This window comes from Microbacterium sp. HMWF026, from assembly GCF_003061325.1.
Taxonomy (GTDB): domain Bacteria; phylum Actinomycetota; class Actinomycetes; order Actinomycetales; family Microbacteriaceae; genus Microbacterium; species Microbacterium testaceum_E.
In genome coordinates this window covers 1-2,319 of record NZ_QAJB01000335.1, presented here as the reverse complement: position 1 = coordinate 2,319, position 2,319 = coordinate 1, and the positions used below count along the sequence as shown (strand labels likewise).

4 protein-coding genes are annotated in these 2,319 nt (G+C 68.7%); all 4 read left to right on the top strand.

The window, feature by feature from the left end; genetic code table 11:
- Positions 1 to 49 precede the first annotated feature (49 nt).
- Entirely contained in the window at positions 50 to 652 is a 603-nt protein-coding gene (locus DBR36_RS12595) for an HD domain-containing protein (RefSeq protein ID WP_108319893.1), read from the top strand.
- A gap of 120 nt (positions 653 to 772) precedes the next feature.
- The gene (gene nusA, locus DBR36_RS12590) at positions 773 to 1,762 is read left to right on the top strand and encodes a transcription termination factor NusA (RefSeq protein WP_108319891.1); all 990 of its coding nucleotides are present in this window, start codon (positions 773 to 775) and stop codon (positions 1,760 to 1,762) included.
- 33 nt (positions 1,763 to 1,795) lie between these two features.
- On the top strand, positions 1,796 to 2,047 hold the full coding sequence (locus DBR36_RS12585; RefSeq protein WP_108319889.1) for a YlxR family protein: 252 nt from the start codon (positions 1,796 to 1,798) through the stop codon (positions 2,045 to 2,047).
- A gap of 93 nt (positions 2,048 to 2,140) precedes the next feature.
- Positions 2,141 to 2,319, top strand: a 179-nt coding sequence (locus tag DBR36_RS12580; protein ID WP_181373589.1) for a translation initiation factor IF-2 N-terminal domain-containing protein, incomplete at its 3' end; no start/stop codon positions are given.

Sequence of the window (2,319 nt, the reverse complement as noted above, 5' to 3'; positions counted from 1 at the left end):
CGGCGGGCGCGTGATCGCGTCAAGCTGGGGCCCTGACCCCGGAGGCCCCATGCGCATCGCCGACTTCCCCGTGCCCGACACCGCCGCCGCCTGCGCGGCGCTCGAGCTCGCCCGCGAGTACCAGACGCCGGCGATCACGGCCCACGCCCTGCGGTCGTGGCTCTTCGCCGAGGCGTTCGCGCGCGACGGCGGGTTCGACGCCATCGACCACGAGCTGCTCTACGTCTCGGCCGTGCTGCACGACATCGGCACCGTCACTGCGTTCGACAATCACACGCTGTCCTACGAGGACGCCGGCGGCCACGTCGCGATCGCCCTCACCGCCGGAGCGGGCTGGCCGCGCGAGCGACGGCGCCGAGCGCTCGAGGTGATCGTGCGGCACAACTGGACCAGCGTGGATCCCTCGATGGATGCCGAGGGCCACTTGCTCGAGATCGCCACCGGCCTCGACATCTCGGGAGCCCGCGTCGATGTGCTGCCCCAGGACTTCGTGCGCGAGGTACTCGCGGCCCACCCGCGGGGGACGCTCGCGACGGAGTTCGCCGCGTGCGTCTCGGACCAGGCCGACCGCAAGCCCGGCACGGCCGCCCGCCGTCTCGTGGACGGGGGAGTGCACGGAAAGCTCGCCTCGCACCCGTTCGAGCGCCTCTGAACCGGCTGAGCATCGGCATCGCTCCGCCGTCTCGGGTCGCGGAGCGGGTGGCATCCCGGGTATCGTAGGAGGGTTGTCGGCGCCGGTCGCGCCGACGAAAGCTGAACAACGGAGGGCCTTGTGGACATCGATCTCGCACTTCTGAAGACGATCGAACGCGAGAAGGAGATCCCCTTCGACGAACTCGCGCGGATCATCGAGCAGGCGATCCTGACCGCCTACGCCAAGCACATCTCGTCCGAGGGCGAGATCCCCGCGGGCGCTCGCGCCTCGCTCGACCGCAAGACCGGTCACGTGGGCATCTTCACGCCCGTGACCGACGACGAGGGCGCCGTGATCGGCGAAGAGGAGCAGGCCCCCGACGACTTCGGCCGCATCGCCGCGTTCGCCGCGAAGCAGGTCATCAGCCAGCGTCTGCGCGACATCGCCGACGACGCGGTGCTGGGGGAGTTCAAGGGCAAAGAGGGCGACATCGTCGCCGGTGTGGTCCAGCAGGGACCGAACCCCCGCATGGTGCACGTCGACCTCGGTACGGTCGAGGCCATCCTTCCGCCCGAGGAGCAGGTGCCCGGCGAGACCTACCCGCACGGCTCGCGCCTGCGCGTCTACGTCACGAGCGTCTCGAAGGGCAACAAGGGCCCGCAGATCACGGTCTCGCGCACCCACCCCGGTCTCGTGCGCAAGCTCTTCGCACTCGAGGTGCCCGAGATCGCCGCGGGTCTGGTCGAGATCGTCTCGCTGGCGCGCGAGGCGGGTCACCGTTCCAAGATCGCGGTCAAGGCGAACGACCCGACGGTCAACGCCAAGGGCGCCTGCATCGGCGAGCTGGGCCGTCGTGTCCGCGCCGTCACCGAGGAGCTCGCGGGCGAGAAGATCGACATCATCGACTACGACGCCGAGCTGCCCCGTTTCGTCGCGAACGCCCTGTCGCCCGCCAAGGTGACCTCGTCGTTCGTGCTGGACGCCTCGACCAAGGCCGTGCGCGCGCTCGTGCCCGATTACCAGCTGTCGCTCGCGATCGGCAAAGAGGGGCAGAACGCCCGTCTCGCCGCCAAGCTGACCGGTGCCAAGATCGACATCCAGCCCGACAGCATCCTCGAAGACAACTGAGCGTCCGTCTTCCGGGTAGGCGCGAGGTGTAGGATGGATCCCGTACGAACGTGCGTCGGATGCCGCGCACGCGCCCCCCGATCCTCGCTTCTGCGTGTGGTCGCCGACGGATCGGTCCTCGTCCCCGACGAGAGAGCGGTGCTTCCGGGCCGGGGAGCGTGGGTGCACGAGACGGACGCGTGCGTGAGAAAAGCTCTCACGCGTCGCGCCTTCGTACGAGCATTGCGTGTGTCAGGCCCGCTTGACACGCAGACCTTCGAATCACACCTCCAGCGAAAAGGCTGAACGGCTATGGACACGAAGTGAACGGCTCGAAATGAGACCCGTCCGCAACTAACGGTCTGCCCTGTCCGGGGTAGGCCCTCAGACAGGAGAATTGTGGCAAAACCACGCGTGCACGAGATCGCTTCCGAGCTCGGCGTCGACAGCAAGGTCGCGCTTGCGAAGCTGAAGGAGCTCGGCGAGTTCGTCAAGAGCCCTTCATCCACCATCGAACCCCCGGTGGCCCGTAAGCTCCGCGCCGCCCTGGCGGCCGAGGGCTCTTCGGGATCCTCGGA